Annotated in this window: 4 protein-coding genes; all 4 read right to left on the bottom strand. The window is 55.9% G+C overall.

Annotated elements, in window-relative coordinates; translation table 11 throughout:
- Positions 1-73: 73 nt before the first annotated feature.
- Positions 74-2,149 carry an elongation factor G gene (gene fusA, locus E1180_RS00350; RefSeq protein WP_155189107.1) on the bottom strand — a complete coding sequence of 692 codons (2,076 nt, stop codon included), beginning with the start codon at positions 2,147-2,149 and terminating at the stop codon, positions 74-76.
- Positions 2,150-2,174: 25 nt separating this feature from the next.
- Complete coding sequence (gene rpsG / locus E1180_RS00345; protein WP_155189106.1) at positions 2,175-2,645, bottom strand: 30S ribosomal protein S7; 471 nt, start codon at positions 2,643-2,645, stop codon at positions 2,175-2,177.
- Positions 2,646-2,657: 12 nt separating this feature from the next.
- Positions 2,658-3,029: a 30S ribosomal protein S12 gene (gene rpsL, locus E1180_RS00340; protein ID WP_006936459.1), complete on the bottom strand. Its 372-nt coding sequence runs from the start codon at positions 3,027-3,029 to the stop codon at positions 2,658-2,660.
- Between the two features lie 676 nt (positions 3,030-3,705).
- Positions 3,706-5,388: a methyl-accepting chemotaxis protein gene (locus tag E1180_RS00335; protein ID WP_155189105.1), complete on the bottom strand. Its 1,683-nt coding sequence runs from the start codon at positions 5,386-5,388 to the stop codon at positions 3,706-3,708.
- Positions 5,389-5,532 lie beyond the last annotated feature (144 nt).

Genomic DNA, 5,532 nt, shown 5'->3' with positions numbered 1-5,532 from the left:
TTACGCTCAAATTTTTCCTTCGCCATCGGATTACTCCGTTTCTCTATTTCTTTTTGACATTAAGAGGTGGGGATCAGGCGTATTTCGCCTGAACCTCTTCGGCGACAGCCTGCGGCACTTGCTCGTAGTGATCGAACACCATCGAGTATTGTGCGCGGCCTTGAGACATGGAACGCAGGTTGTTCACGTAACCAAACATGTTGGCCAGCGGTACCATTGCGGTGATCACAGTCACGATGCCCCGGTTCTCCGTACCCGCGATCTGGCCGCGGCGGGAGTTCAGGTCACCAATCACATCACCCATGTAGTCTTCCGGGGTGACAACCTCGACCTTCATGATCGGCTCGAGCAATTTCGGGCCGGCCTTCTGGATCGCTTCGCGGAAACCGGCGCGGCCGGCGATCTCAAAAGCGAGAACAGAGGAGTCAACGTCGTGGTATGCACCGTCGGTCAAGGTTGCCTTGATATCGAGCATCGGGAAGCCGGCCAGCGGACCAGACGACATGACGCTTTCAATACCCTTGGTAACACCTGGGATGTATTCCTTCGGAACGTTACCGCCAACAACCGTGCTTTCGAACACGTAACCAGCATTCGGCTCGGCCGGCTCGATGGTGAGCTTGATGCGGGCGAACTGACCGGAACCACCGGACTGCTTCTTGTGGGTGTAATCCACATCGGCTGTCTTGGTGATGGTTTCGCGGTAAGCAACCTGCGGCGCACCAATGTTTGCCTCAACCTTGAACTCGCGCTTCATCCGGTCAACAAGGATGTCGAGGTGCAATTCGCCCATGCCTGCGATGATGGTCTGACCAGACTCTTCGTCGGTCTTCACGCGGAAGGACGGATCTTCAGCAGCCAGGCGGTTCAGGGCCAAGCCCATTTTCTCCTGGTCGCCTTTGGTTTTCGGCTCGACAGCAATCTCGATGACCGGCTCAGGGAATTCCATGCGCTCCAGGATCACCGGCTTCAGCGGATCACACAGGGTGTCACCAGTCGTGGTGTCTTTTAGGCCCGCGATCGCAACAATATCACCTGCATAGGCTACATCGATGTCTTCACGGGAGTTGGAGTGCATCTGCATCATGCGGCCGACACGCTCACGCTTTTCTTTAACGGTGTTCAGCAGGGACACGCCCTTGTTCAGAACGCCGGAATAGATGCGGCAGAACGTCAGAGAGCCAACGAACGGGTCGTTTGCGATCTTGAATGCCAGGATGCCGAGCGGCTCGTCATCAGAAGACTGGCGGACAGCTTCTTCTTCGGTCTTCGGATCGATACCTTTGATCGCCGGAACCTCGACAGGGCTCGGCAGGTAGTCAACCACAGCATCAAGAAGCGGCTGTACGCCTTTGTTCTTAAATGCAGAACCACAGAAGACCGGAACGAAGTCACCTGCGATGGTGCCTTTACGGATCAGCGTCTTAAGCGTCTCGACGGACGGCTCTTCGCCTTCCAGATACGCTTCCATAGCTGCTTCGTCGATCTCAACAGCCGTCTCGATCAGAGCATCGCGGGCAGTCAGCGCTTTTTCCTGCAGGTCAGCCGGAATGTCGACAACGTCCCAAGCAGCACCGAGGTTTTCGGACTGCCAGATCAGCGCCTTCATCTCCAGAAGATCGACAACGCCAGCAAATTCGCTTTCAGCGCCAACGTTCAACTGCATGACCAGCGGAGTACAGCCAAGGCGCTTTTCGATCATTTCGACACAACGGTCGAAATCGGCACCCAGCTTGTCCATCTTGTTGACAAAGATCATCCGCGGGACGTTGTACTTGTCAGCCTGACGCCAAACAGTCTCGGTCTGCGGCTCAACGCCAGCGTTCGCGTCCAGAAGAGCAACAGCACCGTCAAGCACACGCAGGGAGCGCTCAACTTCAATGGTGAAGTCAACGTGGCCCGGAGTGTCGATGATGTTCAGGCGCTTTTCTTTCCAGAAAGCGGTGGTCGCAGCGGACGTGATCGTGATGCCACGCTCCTGCTCCTGCTCCATCCAGTCCATGGTGGCAGCACCATCATGAACTTCGCCAATCTTGTGGCTCTTACCCGTGTAGTAGAGGATCCGTTCCGTCGTGGTCGTCTTACCTGCATCGATGTGAGCCATGATGCCGAAGTTACGGTAGTCCTCGATTTTATGCGTGCGCGCCATAGCGTCAGCCCTTCGAAGTCACTTATTACCAGCGATAGTGTGAGAATGCACGGTTGGCGTCTGCCATCCGGTGTGTGTCTTCACGCTTCTTAACTGCGGTACCACGGTTGTTTGCTGCATCGAGCAGTTCGCCGGAAAGGCGGTCAACCATTGTGGTTTCGTTGCGGTTGCGCGCAGCTGCGATCAACCAGCGGATTGCCAGCGCCTGACGGCGCTCGGAACGAACTTCAACCGGAACCTGGTAGGTCGCACCACCAACGCGGCGGGAGCGAACTTCAACTTGCGGCATAACGTTCTCAAGAGCTGCGTGGAACACCTCAACCGGGTTCTCACGTGTCTTGTTTTCTACAACGTCGAGAGCACCGTAAACGATACGCTCAGCGGTGGATTTCTTTCCATCGTACATGATCGAGTTCATGAACTTCGAAATGACGATGTCCCCGAATTTCGGATCCGGGTTAACTTCGCGTTTTTCTGCGCGGTGACGACGGGACATCTAATGTGCTCCTTACTTCGGCCGCTTCGCGCCGTATTTCGAACGGCGTTGCTTACGATCTTTAACGCCCTGGGTATCGAGCACACCACGGATGATGTGGTAGCGGACACCCGGCAAGTCTTTCACGCGGCCGCCACGGATCATCACCACGGAGTGTTCTTGAAGGTTGTGGCCTTCACCGGGGATGTAGCCAATGACTTCGAAGCCGTTGGTCAGACGGATTTTCGCCACTTTACGCAGAGCCGAGTTCGGCTTCTTCGGAGTGGTTGTATAAACGCGGGTGCAAACACCACGCTTCTGCGGGCAGGCCTCCATGGCCGGCACTTTGTTCCGCTTCGGCGGATCTTTCCGCGGCTTGCGGATCAACTGGTTGATGGTCGGCATTCTGTGCCCTTTACCTTGTCCATCCAAAACTCTTGTACGACTGCAGCCTTCACTGATTTCGCCGCTCGATTAAGCATGCAAAATCGCGCCCGCGCGCTCTCGAGGAGCGGCAGGCGCTGCGAAAAACCAGAGGACCACGATAAAATCGCGGTCATGCAATCGACGCGTATTCGCCTATGTGACCCGGCAGCGTTTAAGAGGAGTATGTCCGGCGCCTAGGTGCGCTGGAGGGGTTCACTCTTACCGCCTGCCCTTGGGATGCGCGGAAACTACTCACATGCACCCTTTGCGTCAAGTGCTTTGTTGGAAATTCCGCATTTGCGGGAATCCGCGATTTTCCGCCTCATAAAACGCTAAGATATACCCACTACGCGTAATTTTGTTGCGCGAAATTGGTGCGCGCGGGCTGTTTATTATTACCGCCATAGAACCGGCTGTTTCCGTCAGTGAATCAACCCTTAATCCACCGATTCAAATTGCAACAAGCAACCTGATTCCACTATCGAAATCACAATGGCGCACGTCCTGGGGTCCGATTCTCGCGACCGCATGCCAGATATGCATGCAGCGCGGCCCTGAAGCATCAGAAGTCTTTGCCGACCGAAACAGACCCTGCCAAAGGACGCAAGAGACCAACCAGCGCCCTTTGACGAACAGAAACGGCTCGCTTGCCTGATCAGGCTGCGGCAACTGCCTCGAGGAAGGTATCCACTTCCCCTTTCAAACGATCTGCATAATCGGAGACTTCATCCGCCCCGCGCAGGACGACCAACGACCCCTCATCGGTATCATTGGACGACTTGGCAACCTTCTCCATATCAACCTTGGCCGCCTGCGTTTGCTGGACGGCCTTCACCACATTCTCAGCAATGGATTCGGTCGCTGCTTCCTGTTGGGAAATCGAAGCGGCGATTGCTGTCGTGAATTCACGGACTTCATGAACCCGGGTGGAGATCTCATCGATTGCCGAGACCGCTTCATGGGTCGACCCCTGAATGTCGGCAATCTGGTTGCTGATCTCTTCGGTGGCTTTTGCAGTCTGGGTCGCAAGTTCCTTTACTTCAGCGGCAACAACGGCAAAGCCTTTGCCCGCCTCCCCGGCCCGTGCGGCTTCAATGGTTGCGTTGAGCGCCAGGAGGTTGGTCTGTTCGGCAATCGCCTGGATCAAAGTAACCACCTCGCCGATCTTCATGGCCGCGTTTGAAAGACTGGCCACCCGTTCACTCGATTTCGTAGCCGCGTTGGTTGCCCCTTGAACCCCCTCAGTCGTTTTCGCTACCTGATTGTTGATTTCCCGGATCGCGTAACTCAGTTCCTGGGCCGCTGCTGCCGTGGTTTCAATGCTGCCATTGGCAGCCTGTGCGGAGCTGCTTGCACCGGCAGCCCGTTTGGATGACGCGCCTGCAAGCGCCGAAAGATCTTCAGCCGTGCTCTTCATGGTCACAATCCGTTCCCCGACGGATGTCAGGAGATGGGAAACATTGCTTCTGAACCGTGCGACAAGGCCATCGACCAGCCTACGCCGGTGCGCCTGGGCTTCTGCCGTGTCTTCGGCCTCCTTTGCAAGACGCTGCTGCTCAAAGATGCGGTCACGGAACGCGGCAATCGACCGGGCAACAATGCCGATCTCATCCCCGCGGTCCGCTTCTGAAAACAGAATATCAGTGTCACCGGCGGCCAGAGCCTCCGCCTCTTGCACCGTCCGGGCCAATGGCCGCGTAATCGACCGGATCAGCACATGAGAGAGAATTCCGCAAAGCAGAACCAATCCGGCTGCAAATCCTGCCAGCCAAACAAGGTTTTCGCGGAACTGCGCTTCGATATCGTCGACATAGGCCCCGGTTCCAACCACCCATTGCCACGGACCAAAATAAGACAGGTATGCGGTCTTTCCGACCGGGACGTCGGATCCTGGGCGTTGCCATTCATAGTCCCAGTATCCGCCACCAGGCTGGCGCGCCATCCGCTCGAGATTTTCAAGGTTCTGGACATTGAACCGGTCGCGGAGCTCTGCCCGGCTCAAGCCTTCCATCGCCGGTACGATCGGGTGCATCACAAAGGTGTCGGATCCTTTCGTGATGTAGAGGTAGTTTCCGTTGTCAAACCGCATGTGCCGGATCGCCTCCACGGCCCGCACCTGGGCCTCTGCTTCGGAGATCGTCCCCGCCTCAACCTGCTTTTGGAAGGCATCTGATATACTGACCGCGCTTTGAACCAGATGCGTCAGCCCCAAGCGCCGGCCGTCATAGGCGCGCTCGCGGTCTTGATAGGCGGCTGTCGCCAGAACTCCGATGAAAAGGACGATAACCGTCGCCATGAGCGCCCCAAGACGCATTCCAACCGTGATATTCGAAAACATGCAGACCTCCAAATAGCAATCTAGAGTTTAGTTTTTGGAGAGTTTGTAAATTTTTGGTATCTGAAACGCCCGCATTGATCCGCGAAACCAAGAAAAATGGCGCAAGATTTCTATCCTTGCGCCTCAATACATGCGATTAATACT

This window comes from Roseibium denhamense, assembly GCF_009711415.1.
GTDB lineage: Bacteria > Pseudomonadota > Alphaproteobacteria > Rhizobiales > Stappiaceae > Roseibium > Roseibium denhamense.
The sequence above is the reverse complement of the archived record's forward strand: the minus strand, read 5'-3'. Positions and strand labels throughout refer to the sequence as shown.